Source organism: Mycoplana rhizolycopersici, assembly GCF_013378445.1.
GTDB classification, from domain to species: Bacteria; Pseudomonadota; Alphaproteobacteria; order Rhizobiales; family Rhizobiaceae; genus Mycoplana; species Mycoplana rhizolycopersici.
Map to the genome: position 1 here is coordinate 320,927 of NZ_JABXYK010000002.1, position 14,785 is coordinate 335,711.

Annotated in this window: 16 protein-coding genes; 14 read left to right on the forward strand and 2 right to left on the reverse strand. The window is 63.1% G+C overall.

The window, feature by feature from the left end; genetic code table 11:
* Nucleotides 1-11 precede the first annotated feature (11 nt).
* From HV823_RS04005 to HV823_RS04040, 8 genes are all read left to right on the forward strand, one after another.
* Nucleotides 12-449, forward strand: coding sequence for a DUF6163 family protein (locus tag HV823_RS04005; protein WP_176948441.1), 438 nt, complete (start codon nucleotides 12-14; stop codon nucleotides 447-449).
* Nucleotides 450-573: 124 nt separating this feature from the next.
* Nucleotides 574-1,083 carry a transcriptional regulator LdtR gene (gene ldtR / locus HV823_RS04010; protein ID WP_176948442.1) on the forward strand — a complete coding sequence of 170 codons (510 nt, stop codon included), beginning with the start codon at nucleotides 574-576 and terminating at the stop codon, nucleotides 1,081-1,083.
* A gap of 306 nt (nucleotides 1,084-1,389) precedes the next feature.
* Entirely contained in the window at nucleotides 1,390-2,715 is a 1,326-nt protein-coding gene (locus HV823_RS04015) for a L,D-transpeptidase family protein (RefSeq protein ID WP_176948443.1), read from the forward strand.
* 195 nt (nucleotides 2,716-2,910) lie between these two features.
* Entirely contained in the window at nucleotides 2,911-4,209 is a 1,299-nt protein-coding gene (glyA, locus tag HV823_RS04020) for a serine hydroxymethyltransferase (RefSeq protein ID WP_176948444.1), read from the forward strand.
* 8 nt (nucleotides 4,210-4,217) lie between these two features.
* Entirely contained in the window at nucleotides 4,218-4,697 is a 480-nt protein-coding gene (gene nrdR, locus HV823_RS04025) for a transcriptional regulator NrdR (RefSeq protein ID WP_097139001.1), read from the forward strand.
* A 2-nt stretch (nucleotides 4,698-4,699) separates the two neighbouring features.
* Nucleotides 4,700-5,806, forward strand: coding sequence for a bifunctional diaminohydroxyphosphoribosylaminopyrimidine deaminase/5-amino-6-(5-phosphoribosylamino)uracil reductase RibD (gene ribD, locus HV823_RS04030; RefSeq protein ID WP_176948445.1), 1,107 nt, complete (start codon nucleotides 4,700-4,702; stop codon nucleotides 5,804-5,806).
* Between the two features lie 2 nt (nucleotides 5,807-5,808).
* Nucleotides 5,809-6,429, forward strand: a complete 621-nt coding sequence (locus tag HV823_RS04035; RefSeq protein ID WP_176948446.1) for a riboflavin synthase — start codon at nucleotides 5,809-5,811, stop codon at nucleotides 6,427-6,429.
* Nucleotides 6,430-6,652: 223 nt separating this feature from the next.
* Nucleotides 6,653-7,477: a Hint domain-containing protein gene (locus HV823_RS04040; protein ID WP_176948447.1), complete on the forward strand. Its 825-nt coding sequence runs from the start codon at nucleotides 6,653-6,655 to the stop codon at nucleotides 7,475-7,477.
* 155 nt (nucleotides 7,478-7,632) lie between these two features.
* Here the strand turns inward: HV823_RS04040 and HV823_RS04045 are convergent, their stop codons facing one another.
* Nucleotides 7,633-8,145 (reverse strand): cupin domain-containing protein, encoded by a 513-nt coding sequence (locus tag HV823_RS04045; RefSeq protein WP_176948448.1) that lies wholly within the window; start codon nucleotides 8,143-8,145, stop codon nucleotides 7,633-7,635.
* A 215-nt stretch (nucleotides 8,146-8,360) separates the two neighbouring features.
* Between HV823_RS04045 and ribH the strand changes: the two genes are divergently transcribed.
* The 4 genes from ribH to HV823_RS04065 all read left to right on the forward strand — a co-directional run bounded on the left by ribH (nucleotide 8,361) and on the right by HV823_RS04065 (nucleotide 12,861).
* A complete protein-coding gene (gene ribH / locus HV823_RS04050; RefSeq protein WP_176948449.1) occupies nucleotides 8,361-8,822 on the forward strand; it encodes a 6,7-dimethyl-8-ribityllumazine synthase in 462 nt (153 codons plus the stop codon).
* Nucleotides 8,819-9,289: a transcription antitermination factor NusB gene (gene nusB / locus HV823_RS04055; RefSeq protein WP_097138988.1), complete on the forward strand. Its 471-nt coding sequence runs from the start codon at nucleotides 8,819-8,821 to the stop codon at nucleotides 9,287-9,289. Before ribH ends, nusB begins: the two co-directional genes overlap by 4 nt.
* 25 nt (nucleotides 9,290-9,314) lie before the next feature.
* Nucleotides 9,315-10,538: an MFS transporter gene (locus HV823_RS04060; RefSeq protein WP_176948450.1), complete on the forward strand. Its 1,224-nt coding sequence runs from the start codon at nucleotides 9,315-9,317 to the stop codon at nucleotides 10,536-10,538.
* A gap of 187 nt (nucleotides 10,539-10,725) precedes the next feature.
* Nucleotides 10,726-12,861 (forward strand): sodium-translocating pyrophosphatase, encoded by a 2,136-nt coding sequence (locus tag HV823_RS04065; RefSeq protein ID WP_176948451.1) that lies wholly within the window; start codon nucleotides 10,726-10,728, stop codon nucleotides 12,859-12,861.
* Nucleotides 12,862-12,934: 73 nt separating this feature from the next.
* On the opposite strand, the gene HV823_RS04070 is transcribed toward HV823_RS04065, so the two are convergent.
* Complete coding sequence (locus tag HV823_RS04070; RefSeq protein ID WP_425487633.1) at nucleotides 12,935-13,429, reverse strand: outer membrane protein assembly factor BamE; 495 nt, start codon at nucleotides 13,427-13,429, stop codon at nucleotides 12,935-12,937.
* Nucleotides 13,430-13,507: 78 nt separating this feature from the next.
* Here HV823_RS04070 and HV823_RS04075 point away from each other — a divergent pair, with 78 nt between their 5' ends.
* Together HV823_RS04075 and HV823_RS04080 are read left to right on the forward strand one after the other, a co-directional pair.
* Nucleotides 13,508-14,110 carry a ubiquinol-cytochrome C chaperone family protein gene (locus HV823_RS04075; protein WP_176948453.1) on the forward strand — a complete coding sequence of 201 codons (603 nt, stop codon included), beginning with the start codon at nucleotides 13,508-13,510 and terminating at the stop codon, nucleotides 14,108-14,110.
* Between the two features lie 27 nt (nucleotides 14,111-14,137).
* Entirely contained in the window at nucleotides 14,138-14,689 is a 552-nt protein-coding gene (locus HV823_RS04080; protein ID WP_176948454.1) for a YceD family protein, read from the forward strand.
* Nucleotides 14,690-14,785: the final 96 nt, after the last annotated feature.

Consider the following 14,785-nt stretch of genomic DNA (forward strand, 5'->3'; position numbering starts at 1 on the left):
ATTGTCCGCCCATGGCTTCTGATTCCCCGAATGTTCCGAGATGGACGCTGACCGATACGCTTTACGTGACGTTCCTGCGCGTGATGGCTGCCGCCTGCCTCTGGTTCGCGCTTCAGTACTGGGCGATGCTGACCGGTTACTCGCTGGAGGGGAGGGGGCGCTTCGACCTGCTGCCGCCGGCCTGGAAGGCGGCATCCACGGCGCTGGCGATGATGTTTCCGGTAGCGGCGGTCGGGCTCTGGCTTTTGGCGCCCTGGGGCGCGGTCGTCTGGGTGCTCGCTGCGGCGACGGAGATCGCGATGCACGAGTTCTTTCCATCGATTTTCGGCATCAACAGGCTGCTGGTGATCGCCCATATCACTGTGGCCGTGATCTACGTTCTTTTCCAGGGCGCGCTGTTCCTGCAGCGCCGCAAGCAGGCACGGCAGGTAAGGACTGATTTACCCTGAGACAGAGTGGCGAACCGGTAAGGCGCTGTTAAGGCTGCGGTTTAAGTAGAATTTTAGATGCATTCGATAGGGTCTCACTCAAGGCGGGAAAACAGACACCGCCACCAAAACAGTGAGGCAGAAAATGAACACGAAGCTTAAGCCGCAGGCGCCCGCAGTCGATATCCACGAAGACGCGATCCGCAACCTGTACATGGAATCCCTTCACCTCGTCGAGCGTCTGCACCGCCGTCTGCTTGACGTCATCAAGGACGAGTTCGACCGCGCCGGTCGTTCCGACGTCAACGCCGTCCAGGCGCTGCTCCTCTTCAACATCGGCAATTCCGAGTTGACCGCCGGCGAACTTCGCTCCCGCGGCTACTACCTCGGCTCGAACGTTTCCTACAACGTCAAGAAGCTGGTGGATCTCGGCTTCATCAACCACCAGCGCTCGCGCGTCGACCGTCGCTCGGTTCGCATCAGCCTGACCGAGAGCGGCCAGGAAATCGCCGAGACCGTAGCAAAGCTCTACGACCGCCACATCGGCTCCATCCAGAAGGTTGGCGGCATCGGCGAGAACGAGTTCAACGAGATGAACCGTCTGCTGCAGCGTCTCGACCGCTTCTGGAACGACTCGATCCTGTATCGCCTGTAAGGCTGCAGGCCCGAACGGACCGCCAGTACCAGTCAAAACCGGGTGCGCCGATGTGCGCGTCCGGTTTTCCGTTTGGAGGGGCAGGCCATCACACGTGCGTTAGCGTTGCGTGCGCGCCCGCGACACGCTTTGGCCATATTGCTATGGGACCGGAGGGTATGGCCCCAGGCATGCGCCCTCCGCATGGCCGGTTTCCGTTTGTTAACCCTGTTCGTATTAGGTTCCGTGGGATATGGGCCTTTGGTGGCTTCAAAGTTCGCACGGGCGAAGGCCGTTATTGCGGCCGGGTAGAGAATGGTAGGATAGATGTCTCGCAAGATCGGAAATGATGTGTTTTCACGCCGCACTTTCCTGCGTTCCGCAGCAACGATCGGTGCCGCTGCCGTCGCCGGTTCCGCCAGCGCGCAGACCGCGATCGACGATATCCTCAACGCTCCCCGCCGCGGCAACTGGGACGATCAGTTCGATGCCAAGGCCTCGCGTACGGCGACGGCCGTCGTTTCCAACAATCCGATCTTCGGCCCCGGCTCGGCCGCCCATATCCAGCAGGCAATCTTTGATTACCAGGGCATCGTTTCCAATGGCGGCTGGCCGATGGTCAATGCGCCGCAGAAGCTTGAGCTCGGCATCAGCGATCCTTCGGTGCAGCAGCTGCGCCAGCGCCTGATCATTTCCGGCGATTTGCCGCGCTCTGCCGGCATCTCGAACGCCTATGATTCCTATGTCGACGGTGCGGTGAAGCGTTTCCAGGCCCGCCATGGCCTGCCGGCGGACGGCGTGCTCGGCGAATACACGCTGAAGGCGATGAATGTGTCTGCGGATGTCCGCCTCGGCCAGTTGCAGACCAACCTTGTGCGCATCCAGGCGATGTCCGGCGATCTCGGCCAGCGTTTCGTGATGGTCAACATCCCGGCTGCCTATATCGAGGCGGTGGAGAACGATCGCGTGGCGCTGCGCCACACCGCCGTCGTCGGCAAGATCGATCGTCCGACGCACGCCATCAATTCCAAGATCTACGAAGTCATCCTCAATCCGTACTGGACCGCGCCGCGCTCGATCATCGAAAAGGATATCGTGCCGCTGATGCGCAAGGATCCGACCTACCTGACCCGCAACGCGATCCGCCTGATCGACGGGAAGGGAAACGAGGTGTCGCCGGAAACGATCGACTGGTTCGCCGACAAGGCACCGAACCTGATGTTCAGACAGGACCCGGGCAAGATCAACGCCATGGCCTCGACGAAGATCAACTTCCACAATCCCAACAACGAGTACATGCACGACACGCCCTCACAGGGCCTGTTCAACAAGCTGATGCGCTTCGAATCGTCCGGTTGCGTGCGTGTGCAGAACGTGCGCGACCTCATCAGCTGGCTGCTGCGCGACACGCCCGGCTGGTCCCGCCAGGAGATCGAGCGCGTCATCTCCACCCGCCAGAACACGCCGATCAAGCTCTCCCAGGAAGTGCCCGTCTACATCGTCTACGTCACCGCTTGGTCGGCGACGGACCGGGTCGTGCAGTTCCGCGACGACATCTACGAGCGCGACGGCGTTGCCGAACTGGCGCTGCAGACCAATTTCGGCGTCGAGCGGTCGGCCGGTTCGGTGGAGCAGGACTTCCTGCCGCAGTAACCCCGCCGCGAAATGTCTTCAGGGGCCGCGCAACCGATGGGTTTGCGCGGCCCTTTCGTTTCCGGCCTTTAGGGCGAGGGCATGCCGTTTTTATTTCCCCGTCGGGCTGGAAATGACGCAAACCGCACAGCGGATATTGCCCTTGCCATGCGAGGACGATAAACACCGTGCCACCGTCTCAAAGGAGCCTCGAGGATGAGCCTTTCTTCCACCACCGAAGCATTCTTCTCCCGTTCGCTTGCCGATACCGATCCGGATATCTTCGGCGCGATCGAGAAGGAACTCGGCCGCCAGCGTCATGAGATCGAACTGATCGCGTCGGAGAACATCGTTTCGCGCGCCGTGCTCGAGGCCCAGGGCTCGATCATGACGAACAAGTATGCCGAGGGCTACCCGGGCAAGCGCTACTATGGCGGCTGCCAGTTCGTCGACATCGCCGAGGAACTCGCGATCGAACGCGTCAAGAAGCTGTTCGGCGTCAACTTCGCCAACGTCCAGCCGAACTCCGGTTCACAGATGAACCAGGCCGTGTTCCTGGCGCTGCTGCAGCCGGGCGACACCTTCATGGGTCTCGACCTGAACTCGGGCGGTCACCTGACGCATGGCTCGCCGGTCAACATGTCCGGCAAGTGGTTCAACGTCGTTTCCTACGGTGTGCGCGAAGGCGACAACCTGCTCGACATGGACGACGTGGCGCGCAAGGCCGAGCAGCACAAGCCGAAACTGATCATCGCCGGCGGCACCGCCTATTCGCGCATCTGGGACTGGAAGCGCTTCCGCGAGATCGCCGATTCTGTCGGCGCCTATCTGATGGTCGACATGGCCCACATCGCAGGCCTCGTCGCCGGCGGCCAGCATCCTTCGCCGTTCCCGCACTGCCACGTCGCCACCACCACGACGCACAAGTCGCTGCGCGGCCCGCGCGGCGGCGTCGTCCTCACCAATGACGAGGACATCGCCAAGAAGATCAACTCGGCCGTCTTCCCCGGCCTGCAGGGCGGCCCGCTGATGCACATCATCGCCGCCAAGGCTGTCGCCTTCGGCGAGGCGCTGCAGCCGGAGTTCAAGGACTACGCCGCCCAGATCGTCAAGAATGCCAAGGCGCTGGCCGAGACGCTGATCGAAGGCGGCCTCGACATCGTCTCGGGTGGCACAGACAACCACCTGATGCTGGTCGACCTGCGCAAGAAGAACGCCACCGGCAAGCGCGCCGAGGCAGCGCTCGGCCGCGGCTACATCACCTGCAACAAGAACGGCATTCCCTTCGACCCCGAAAAGCCCTTCGTTACCTCCGGGATACGCCTCGGCACGCCGGCCGGCACGACCCGCGGCTTCAAGGAAGCCGAGTTCAGGGAGATCGGCAAGCTGATCGTGGAGGTCCTTGACGGCCTGAAGGTCGCCAACTCCGACGAGGGCAATGCCGCCGTCGAAGCCTCCGTCCGGGAGAAGGTCGTCAAGCTGACCGACCGTTTCCCCATGTATCCCTACATGTAAGGACGGACATGCGCTGCCCCTATTGCGCCTCGGAAGATACCCAGGTGAAGGATTCCCGTCCCGCAGAGGACGGGACCGCCATCCGCCGCCGCCGCATCTGCCCGGATTGCGGCGGCCGCTTCACCACTTTCGAGCGGGTGCAGTTGCGTGAACTGATGGTGCTGAAGAAGACGGGCCGCAAGGCCCCCTTCGACCGCGACAAGCTGATGAAGTCCTTCGAGATCGCGCTGCGCAAGCGTCCGGTCGATCGCGACCGGATCGAGCGCGCCGTCTCCGGCATCGTCCGCCGGCTGGAGAGCTCGGGCGAGACGGAGATCTCGTCGGAGCAGATCGGTCTGCAGGTGCTGGAGGCGCTGAAGGCGCTCGATGACGTGGCCTTCGTCCGCTACGCCTCCGTCTACCGCGACTTTTCCCACGTGGACGATTTCGAGAAGACGTTGTCCGAAGTGGCGGCCAAGATTGCCCGCGACCCCGGCGACGAGGCCTGATCATGGCGGTCGCGGCGGAAGACGAGCGCTTCATGGCCGCAGCGATCCGGCTGAGCCTGCGCAATCTCGGCAGGACTGGGACCAATCCTTCCGTCGGCTGCATTCTCGTCAAGGACGGGGCCGTCCTTGCAACGGGCGTCACCGATCTCGGCGGGCGGCCGCATGCGGAGCGGGTCGCGCTGGCCGGGGCCGGCGAGGCGGCCCGCGGCGCCACCGCCTATGTGTCGCTCGAACCCTGTTCCCATCACGGCAAGACGCCACCCTGCGCCGAGGGCCTGATCGAGGCGGGGGTCGCCCGCGTCGTGGTCTCCGTCGTCGATCCGGACGAGCGCGTGTCGGGCAGGGGGATTGCCATGCTCGCCGCCGCCGGGATCGAGGTCGAGACCGGCGTGCTGGAGGGTGAAGGGCGCCGCGCCCTGGCCGCTTACCTCATGCAAAAGATCAACAAGCGTCCCAATGTAACTCTGAAGCTTGCCGTTTCCTCCGATGGTATGCTCGGCCGACTCGGCGCGAGGCAGGTGGCCATCACGGGACCGGTAGCGCGCGGGCAGGTACAGATTTTGCGCGCCGAGAGCGATGCGATCCTCGTCGGTATCGGTACGGCGCTGGCCGACGACCCCGCACTGACCTGCCGGCTTCCGGGATTGCAGGATCGCTCGCCGATCCGCATCGTTCTGGATCAGGATCTGCGACTGCCGCTCTACAGCAAGCTGGCGCTGACGGCGCGGGAGGTGCCGGTTATCGACGTGGCCGGCGAACCGCCGCGTTTCGACGATGCCGCCGACCGTTCGTTTCTGGCGCGCCGCGAGGCGTTGGACGAGGCGGGTGTCGAGGTGCTGCAATGCGATCCGCGCAATGTCGCAGCCCTTTTGGCGGCGCTTGCCTCGCGCGGGATATCCTCACTTCTGGTCGAAGGCGGGGCCACGGTGGCGAGGAGCTTCCTTGACGCCGGCTTCGTCGACCGGATCCACCTCTATTCCGGTGCCGGCCCGATTGGCGAAAACGGGATCGCATCCCCACTTGTGCCAGGCGCTGTGCCGCCGGGCTTCGCGTTGCGCCGCACGATGCGCCTCGGAAACGATTTGCTGGAAGAATACGAAAGAGACTAACGATGTTTACTGGAATCGTAACGGATGTCGGCACGGTCGAGCGGCTCGAGCCCATGAACGAAGGCGTCCGCCTTCGCGTGCGCACCGCCTTTGATCCGGCGACCATCGACATGGGGGCTTCGATCTCCCATGCCGGCACCTGTCTGACAGTGACCGCGCTGCCGGACAAGGGCTCCAACGAGCGCTGGTTCGAGGTGGAAGCCTGGGAAGAGGCGCTGCGTCTGACCACGATCGGCGGCTGGCGGCAGGGTACCCGCATCAATCTCGAGCGGTCGCTCAAGATCGGCGACGAACTCGGCGGCCACCTCGTTTCCGGCCATGTCGACGGCAAGGCCGAAATCCTGGCGGTCGAAGCGGAAGGGGACGCAACCCGCTTTACGCTGCGTGCGCCCGCGGGCCTAGAACGCTTCGTCGCGCCCAAGGGCTCCGTCGCGCTCGACGGCACGTCGCTGACGGTCAACAAGGTGGACGGGGACGTTTTCGATGTGTTGCTCATCCGGCATACGCTGGAAGTCACCACTTGGGGCGAGCGAAAGGTCGGCGACTTTGTCAATTTTGAGGCCGACACCATGGCACGCTATGCCGCCCGCCTTGCGGAATTCCCCGCCGCGCCGACGATCTAGAACGTTCTAGATCGTTCGTCCAAGGGCCGAAGCGCCGATCCCTCCACCAACTTTGGTGGTAGCCCTACCCCTAAAGCAGCCTGGCTTGGTCATTCGAAGTAATACGGGCAACCGTTGTTACAGTGGGAAGCCATGGGTATGTATATTTCTTTATATGACTCCTTGCGGCAGGATATCGAAGTGTAAGTACTGAATCCGTAAATTAAAAGGCAAGGAGAGAACGATGTCTTCAAAGAGTAAGCGGCCCTCCCAGCTAAATCGGGCTCGACGTAACTTCCTCGGTCTGGCTGCCTCCACGGGGGCTAAAGCTGCTGCAATGGGCGTTCTGGCTTCCTCGATCCTGCCCGGCCACGCCTGGGCACGTCGCGGCGGCGGTCGTCCCGGCGGCGGTCGTCCCGGCGGGGGGCCTCGCTGCTTCCTGCAGGGTACGTCCATTTCGACGCCCGACGGGGAAGTCCGCGTGGAAGAACTCCGCGTCGGCGATATGGTGAAAACCGTTCGCGGCGAGAGCATGCCCATTCGCTGGATCGGACACCAGACCTTCAAACGCTTTGGCCCGACCTGGAACAGCGACGTACTGCCGATCCGCATCGCTCGTCATGCTCTTGACGAGAACACCCCGCGTGCGGACCTTTACGTTTCGCCCTACCACAGCCTGTACGTGGACGGCGTCCTCATTCAGGCCAAGGATCTGGTGAACGGTTCCACGATCGCTCCGGCTCTTCCGGCCGGCCACGAAGCGGTGGACTACTACCACATCCTGCTCGACAGCCATGAAGTCGTGCTCGCCGAAGGCGCGCCGGCCGAAACCTTCCGCATCGAGGCGGCCAACCACGAAGTGTTCGTGAACTTCGCCGAAGTCGACAAGGTGATTCCGATGGCTGCCGTAACCGTCATGGCACCGTTTGCGCCGATCGTGCGCAATCGCGGCCGCGACCACCTGAAGGCCCTGCTGCGGAGCGCCGTGCTGCCCTTCGCAAAGGCACATGACCCGATCGGCGATGCGCAGGAGCGTTTTGCTGCCCGCGCGCAGGCGCTGGCCGCCTGACAGGACTGCTGACGGGATTGCGCGTCGGGGCAACTCGCGCATCTCCTGTCGTTGCCGGGGCTTGCCCTTGCAGGTCCCTTGAAACCGGAGCAGCCGCGCAGGCGGCTGCTCCCCGTTAGACACGCGTAAATTGCGCCGATGCAGTCGCGGGAAGGTCAGTCCTCCTCCGCCCCCGGCTCTCCCTCCCAATAGTCCACCGCGCCCTGCGCCCGGCCGACATACCGGAACTCCACCGGGCCGCCAGCGGCAGGCCGGGTCTTGGCCAAGAATTTGGCGGAATCGGGGTATTCGCAGATCTCGGTGGCAGCCATCGTGGATATGGAGAGGTATTTCAGAACTGTCTGGCCGGTGTTGATCAGGTTATGGGCCGTTTCCGGTCCGCCTGCTGGCGCGCCCAGCACGTCGCCGGGACCGACTTCGTGGCGCTGATCGCCAAATCGGTAGGTGCCGGTGCCCTCGAGGATGACGAACATTTCCTCCTCGACATGATGGTTGTGGAAGGGGCAGCCCGATTTCCCAGGCGGCACTTCTCCGTAGCCGATGCCGAGATCCTTCAATCCGAGCAGCGGGCCGAAGGCGACGTCGCGCGATTCGAAGAAGCTTCCTTTTGTCCAGTGGTCGAGTTTGAGCCTTGCCGGGTTGACGACGGGCTTGCGGGCTTCTGTCATGGTCGGGTGTCTCCGGTTGGAGGGCTGCAAATGTCGCATGGCGAAGATCGACGTTATCGAATGGCGAACATAAGCTGGCGATACGGCACAAGACGGGCCTGTGCGCGCCGGCGCATGAAAAAGTGCGAATTTCCTTGCCAATGACGCCCGGTCGTGGTTTGACCGCCGCTCGCCGCGACGATCCGCGTGCCTTTCTTCCAACGTTCGGGTGACCCATGGCAAATGCTGAAACCCCACATCTCCTCATCGTCGAGGCGCGCTTCTACGATGACATGTCGGACGCGCTGCTGGACGGCGCCAAAGCCGCCCTCGAAGCGGCAGGGGCGACCTACGACATCGTGACCGTGCCCGGCGCGCTCGAAATCCCCGCTGCGATCTCCATGGCGCTCGACGGCATGGACTATGGCGGCACCGAGTACCACGGCTTCGTGGCGCTCGGCATGGTGATCCGGGGCGAGACCTACCACTTCGACATCGTTGCCAACGAATCCTGCCGTGCGATCATGGATCTGAGCGTGAGCGAAAGCCTGCCGATCGGCAACGGTATCCTCACGGTGGAAAACGACGAGCAGGCCTGGGCGCGTGCCCGCCGCTCCGACGGCGACAAGGGCGGCTTTGCCGCACGCGCGGCATTGCGCATGATTGAACTGAAGAAGAAACTGGGCGGCGTATCGTGACCAAGGACAAATCGGACCAGCCGGTGAAGCAGGCGAACCAGCGGGGTGCAGCGCGCCTCGCCGCCGTTCAGGCGCTTTACCAGATGGAAATCGGCGGCACCGGCGTTCTGGAGATCGTCTCGGAATTCGAGGCGCATCGTCTCGGGCAGGAAGTCGATGGCGACACCTATCTCAAGGCGGATGCCTCCTGGTTCCGTTCGATCGTCGCCGGCGTCGTGCGCGACCAGCGCAAGCTCGACCCGCTGATCGGCGCGGCACTCCAGGACGACTGGGCGCTCTCGCGGCTCGATGCCACCGTGCGCGCGATCCTGCGTGCGGGTGCTTTTGAACTGATCGAGCGCCGCGACGTGCCGGTCGCGGTGATCGTCACCGAATACGTCGAGATCGCCAAGGCTTTCTTCGAGGACGAGGAGCCGAAACTGGTGAACGCCGTGCTGGACCGCATCGCAAAGCAGGTTCGGGCCTGATCGAAAGCGTGTAGGGGGCAAGGACATGACGGCGGTGGTGGAAGGTCTGGAGCGCGAGCTTTCAGCGGCTCGCCGGAACGTTTTCCTGCTGGCAGCCGCGCAGGCGATCCTGGCATCGGCCGGCCCCATAGTCTTCTCCGTCGGCGGTCTGGCCGGATATGAGCTTCTGGGCGAAGACAAGTCGCTGGCAACTGCGCCGCTGACGGGGTTCAACATCGGCGTGGCGCTCGGCGCGGTGCTGGTCGCGATCCTCGCGCGCGCACTCGGCCGCACCTATGGCTTCATTTCCGGCGCCGTGCTCGGCGCCTGCGGCGGCCTCCTGGCCGCGATCGCGCTGTTCCGCTCCGAATTCTGGCTGATGGCGGCGGGCTTCCTGCTGGTAGGGATCTCCGCCGGCTTCGCCCAGAAGATCCGCTTTGCCGCAGCCGACGCCTCGCCCTCCTTCTACAAGCCTCGGGCGATATCCTGGATCCTTGCCGGCGGGGTCATTTCCGCCATCCTCGGCCCGCAACTGGTCATCCTGACCAAGGACCTGTTCGAACCGGTGCTGTTCGCCGGCGCTTTCGTCGCGATCGGGCCGCTGTTTCTGTCGACCATCGTGCTGTTCCTGCTTCTGCGCCTTCCGGACGTCTCGGCCGCCAAGTTCGCAGCCTCTGCGCCCGCCCGTCCGCTGAGCGAAATCGTTCTCAGTCAGCGTTTTTTGACCGGAATGGTCTGCGGTATCGCAAGCTATGCGCTGATGACCTTCATGATGACGGGCGCACCCCTTGCCATGGTCATCGGTTGCGGCTTCTCGCCCGAACTCGCCACGCTCGGCATCCAGTGGCATGTGCTGGCGATGTTTGCTCCCAGCTTCTTCACCGGCATGCTCATCCAGCGCTTCGGGACGGAGAAGGTGGTCGCGGCCGGCCTGCTGATACTGATGGCCTGCGCGGCAATCGCCCATGCCGGCATCGAGCTCTGGAATTTCTGGGGCGCGCTGATCCTGCTCGGCATTGGCTGGAATTTCGGCTTCATCGGCTCCACCGCGATCGTCGCCTCCAGCTATCGCCCGCACGAGGCCGACAAGGTGCAGGGTTTCCACGATATCGTGCTCTTCGGAACGGTGGCGTTCGCCTCGTTCTTCTCCGGCAAAGTCTTCAATGCCTACGGCTGGCAGACGATCAACCTCGTCTTCTGGCCAGTCACCGGCATCTCGCTGTTCCTCGTTCTGATGCTGCTCTACCGCGGCCGGGCGCAGGCGCGCTGAGCCGTCCTGCAAAGAAAATAAGCCCTTCGCGCCATTGTGATCAGCCCGCGGCGTCTTGACGCGGCCGATTCGCACTTGCACTCTGCCCCTGTCGTCAACCGCCCGTATTGTGAGGAGGCAAGCGGGCCGCTGGCGTTTTTTATGGCCGCGTGCTGGGAAATGCGGCTTCACAGGAGGAAATAGCGAAATGGCCATATTATTGGGCGTTATCGCATGCGGGTTGCTCTCGGTGGTCTATGCCATCTGGGCAACGCGGTCGGTGCTTGCCGCCGATCAGGGGAACGCCCGCATGCAGGAAATTGCAGGCTATATCCGTGAGGGGGCTCAGGCCTACCTGACCCGTCAGTACAAGACCATCGCAATTGTCGGCGTCGTCGTTTTCATCGCCGCCTGCCTTCTTCTGTCGTCGTCCGCCGCCATCGGCTTCCTGATCGGCGCCGTTCTATCCGGCGCGGCCGGCTTCATCGGCATGCACGTCTCCGTTCGCGCCAACGTGCGCACCGCCCAGGCCGCCTCGGTCAGCCTGGCTTCCGGGCTCGAAATCGCCTTCAAGTCCGGCGCGATCACCGGCATGCTGGTGGCCGGCCTGGCGCTGCTCGGCGTCTCCATCTACTTCTGGGTCCTGACGGCCGTATTCGGCCATGAGCCCGCCTCGCGCGAAGTGATCGATTCGCTGGTCGCGCTCGGCTTCGGCGCCTCGCTCATCTCCATCTTCGCCCGTCTGGGCGGCGGCATCTTCACCAAGGGTGCGGACGTTGGCGGCGACCTCGTCGGCAAGGTCGAGGCAGGCATTCCAGAGGACGATCCGCGCAACCCGGCGACCATCGCCGACAACGTGGGCGACAACGTCGGCGATTGCGCCGGCATGGCGGCCGACCTTTTCGAAACCTACGCGGTGACGGTCGTCGCCACGATGGTGCTGGCGGCCATCTTCTTTGCCGGCACGCCGCTGCTTGCAACCGCCATGGTCTATCCGCTGGCGATCTGCGCCGCCTGCGTCATCACCTCGATCGTCGGCACCTTCTTCGTCAAGCTCGGCACCAACAACTCGATCATGGGTGCCCTCTACAAGGGCCTGATCGCAACCGGCGTACTGTCCATCTTCGGCCTCGGTATTGCGACGTGGCTGACGGTGGGCTGGGGGTCGATCGGCACGGTCGGCGGCGTCGACGTCACCGGAACCGGTCTCTTCCTCTGCGGCCTGGTCGGCCTCGTCGTGACCGCCCTGATCGTCGTGATCACCGAATACTATACCGGCACCAACAAGCGTCCGGTCAATTCGATCGCCCAGGCATCGGTCACGGGACACGGCACCAACGTCATCCAGGGCCTCGCCGTGTCGCTGGAATCGACGGCGCTGCCGGCCCTCGTCATCGTCGGCGGCATCATCTCCACCTATCAGCTGGCGGGTCTCTTCGGTACGGCGATCGCCGTAACCGCGATGCTTGGCCTTGCCGGCATGATCGTGGCGCTCGACGCGTTCGGCCCGGTGACCGACAACGCCGGCGGGATCGCCGAAATGTCGCATCTGCCGCCGGAGGTTCGCAAGTCCACCGACGCGCTCGATGCGGTCGGCAACACAACGAAGGCCGTGACCAAGGGGTATGCCATCGGCTCTGCCGGCCTTGGCGCGCTGGTGCTGTTCGCTGCCTATTCCAACGACCTCGCCTACTTCGCCGCCAACCCGGACAGATATCCGTATTTCGCTGGCATAGGCGAGATCTCGTTCGATCTGTCGAACCCCTATGTGGTGGCGGGCCTGATCTTCGGCGGCATGATACCGTATCTCTTCGGCGGCATCGCGATGACCGCCGTAGGGCGCGCGGCAGGCGCCATCGTCGAGGAAGTGCGGAGGCAGTTCAAGGAAAAGCCCGGCATCATGTTGGGCAAGGAGAAGCCGGACTACGGGCGGGCCGTCGATCTTCTGACGAAGGCTGCGATCCGTGAGATGATCGTGCCCTCGCTGTTGCCGGTGTTGGCTCCGATCGTCGTCTACTTCGGCGTACTGCTGATCTCAGGCTCCAAGGCTTCCGCCTTCGCAGCGCTCGGCGCCTCGCTTTTGGGCGTCATCGTCAACGGCCTCTTCGTCGCGATCTCCATGACGTCGGGCGGCGGTGCCTGGGACAATGCGAAGAAGAGCTTCGAGGACGGATTCGTCGACAAGGACGGCCACCGGCATCTGAAGGGTTCGGAGGCGCACAAGGCCTCCGTCACGGGCGACACCGTGGGCGACCCCTATAAGGACACGGCCGGCCCGGCTGTGAACCCGGCGATCAAGATCACCAATATCGTGGCCCTGCTGCTGCTGGCTGTTCTCGCCTGAAATTCCAATGTGCTGAATATGAAACCGCGGGGTTTTGCCCCGCGGTTTTTTTCGTTTCTGGATCTGGCTGGCTCTACTGAGGCTGGCTCAGCGCGTTGCGGATCGCCGCGTTCGGGTCGGCACCGCCCTTCAGCAACTGGCCGAGGAAGGTCTGTTCGACGCCGCCGGTCGGCGTCGTGCGCGAGATCATGTCGAACGGCACGCCGTCCTTCATCGTATAGTTCGCCAGCCGGTCGACATTGCCTTCCTTGTTGAAGTAGACGGCCAGGATGCTCTGCTCGATCAGCTTCGGCTTCATGAAGGCCACCGGACGGGAGCGCTTCTGCGAAATGTAGTAGAAGACCTCGGTATCGAAGGTCGCCGTCGTCGAAGGCGTCCCGAGCGACAGCAATACCTGTTCGCGGGACGAGCCGACGGGAGCCAGCGCAAGCGTCTGCTGGTCGACCACATAGCCCTGGTTCAAGACTTCGCCCGTCTGGCAACCGGCGAGCACGGCGGAGGAAAGCGTAATGGCAATGGCAGTGCTGCGCAGCAAATTCATATCAGTCCCAAAATACCGTCTCTTCAACGACAATCCCCTTGAGGCTAAGATGGCCCACAAGCCATTGCAATTCGTGGATGCTTCGGTAAACCAGCTTCGGCTGTCATGCAACACGGCAGGGCCAGCCCATGCCCTTTCAATCAGCCAAAACTAGGCGTTATGATGATTTTCGGCCTGTTCAGGAAAAAAAATGCGAACCAGCGCATCGTTGAGCGTCAATACGCCCATCTGACCGCGGCTGCGCGCCAACCTCATCTCTACGAAAGCCTCGGCGTGCCCGATACGGTCATGGGACGGCTGGAAATGCTTTCCGCCGTTCTGATCCTGTACTTCCGCCGTACGCGTGTTTCGGGGAGGTCCGGGCAGGAGATCGCACAGCAGATCGTCGACGCCTTCTTTCAGGACGTCGACCATTCCATACGCGAACTCGGCATCAGCGACGTGGGCGTACCGAAGCGGATGAAGAAACTGGCAGGGCGTTTCTATGGCCGCCTCGAATCCTACGCAACGGCGCTCGATGCTTCTGACGAAGAAGCACTTGCGCAGGCGCTGAAACGGAATATCTATCCCGATGATATCGAATCCGCCCCGGACATGCAGGGCTTGGCGCATTACCTTTCTGCTGCCGAGGCTCACCTTGCCGCGCTGGACGAGTTCGTCATCGAAACCGGGGATGCGCAGCTACCTCCGGCAGGAGCTGCCGCCTGAGCCGGCTGCATCCGCAAGGAAACGACAATGAAACATCATGAAGACATGCCATTCTCCTATCTCGTGAAGGTGGGGCATATCTCGTCCAATCCGGTGACGGTGACGATTGTCGCCAGCGCCGCGGAGTGCGAGGGGCTGGCGCGGCAGTGGGGCATCGTCGGCGTCAACGCGTTTTCCGCGGAGTTCGAAGTCAAGCGCTGGAAAAAGGACGGGGTGCGCCTGAAGGGACGGGTGAGCGCGGACATCGTCCAGACCTGTGTCGTGACGCTGGAACCGATGGGGTCAAAGATCGACGAACCGATCGACGCCATCTTCGTGCCGGAGGGCTCGAAGCTCGCCCGTGGCCCGATTCTGGAAGGCGGCGAGATGCTGCTCGATCCCGACGGACCGGACAGCCCCGAAACCTTTCAGGGCGACACGATCGATGCCGGCGCCGTGGCCGCGGAGTATGCGGCGATGGCGATCGACCCCTATCCGCGCAAAGAAGGTGTGGCTTTCTCGGCCCATGTCGAGAGTACGGAGGCGGATGACGCAAAACCGTCGCCTTTTGCCGCATTGAAGGACTGGAAAAAGAACTGAATGGGCATTTGAGCCCTCTACAATTCAGTTGTCACCCGGACGAAAAGCGGTATTTTGACCGAAAATCCGCCCCGGGGGCTGGAGAATAAGGACTGG

Excerpts from the sequence above, each read along its gene's own strand:
- HV823_RS04005 (WP_176948441.1), top strand. The coding sequence starts at position 12 with ATGGCTTCTGATTCCCCGAATGTTCCGAGATGGACGCTGACCGATACG.
- ldtR (WP_176948442.1), top strand. The coding sequence starts at position 574 with ATGAACACGAAGCTTAAGCCGCAGGCGCCCGCAGTCGATATCCACGAA.
- HV823_RS04015 (WP_176948443.1), top strand. The coding sequence starts at position 1,390 with ATGTCTCGCAAGATCGGAAATGATGTGTTTTCACGCCGCACTTTCCTG.
- glyA (WP_176948444.1), top strand. The coding sequence starts at position 2,911 with ATGAGCCTTTCTTCCACCACCGAAGCATTCTTCTCCCGTTCGCTTGCC.
- nrdR (WP_097139001.1), top strand. The coding sequence starts at position 4,218 with ATGCGCTGCCCCTATTGCGCCTCGGAAGATACCCAGGTGAAGGATTCC.
- ribD (WP_176948445.1), top strand. The coding sequence starts at position 4,700 with ATGGCGGTCGCGGCGGAAGACGAGCGCTTCATGGCCGCAGCGATCCGG.
- HV823_RS04035 (WP_176948446.1), top strand. The coding sequence starts at position 5,809 with ATGTTTACTGGAATCGTAACGGATGTCGGCACGGTCGAGCGGCTCGAG.
- HV823_RS04040 (WP_176948447.1), top strand. The coding sequence starts at position 6,653 with ATGTCTTCAAAGAGTAAGCGGCCCTCCCAGCTAAATCGGGCTCGACGT.
- HV823_RS04045 (WP_176948448.1), bottom strand. The coding sequence starts at position 8,145 with ATGACAGAAGCCCGCAAGCCCGTCGTCAACCCGGCAAGGCTCAAACTC.
- ribH (WP_176948449.1), top strand. The coding sequence starts at position 8,361 with ATGGCAAATGCTGAAACCCCACATCTCCTCATCGTCGAGGCGCGCTTC.
- HV823_RS04060 (WP_176948450.1), top strand. The coding sequence starts at position 9,315 with ATGACGGCGGTGGTGGAAGGTCTGGAGCGCGAGCTTTCAGCGGCTCGC.
- HV823_RS04065 (WP_176948451.1), top strand. The coding sequence starts at position 10,726 with ATGGCCATATTATTGGGCGTTATCGCATGCGGGTTGCTCTCGGTGGTC.
- HV823_RS04075 (WP_176948453.1), top strand. The coding sequence starts at position 13,508 with ATGCAACACGGCAGGGCCAGCCCATGCCCTTTCAATCAGCCAAAACTA.
- HV823_RS04080 (WP_176948454.1), top strand. The coding sequence starts at position 14,138 with ATGAAACATCATGAAGACATGCCATTCTCCTATCTCGTGAAGGTGGGG.